Here is a 261-nt window from a genome sequence, read left to right on the forward strand (position 1 = left end):
CGTGAGCCTCGGCCTGCCGACCATTGTCGTCGGCGTCGCGCCGCACAGCGCGGCTGAAGAGGTCGCCGTATTCCGCGGGGGTACGGATCAGCGGATGATCCTGGGTGAGCGGCGATGCCGGCTGTGGCGTCACTCCAACCTGCTCGATCGCCTGTTCGAACAACCGCTCGACGGTCGCACGCACGTGCTTGTAGCGGTAGATGCGGTTGTCGATGGCGTGCGCGCAGGCCTGCTCGACCAGCCGCGCCGGATACTTCCGGC

Annotated in this window: 1 pseudogene; it reads right to left on the reverse strand. The window is 67.8% G+C overall.

From position 1 onward, the window contains the following. Nucleotides 1-261, reverse strand: a pseudogene (locus QQK16_RS21030) (IS21 family transposase); the annotation flags it as partial.

Origin of the sequence: Chitinimonas prasina, from assembly GCF_030160395.1 — a bacterium.
Taxonomy (GTDB): Bacteria; Pseudomonadota; Gammaproteobacteria; order Burkholderiales; family Chitinimonadaceae; genus Chitinimonas; species Chitinimonas prasina.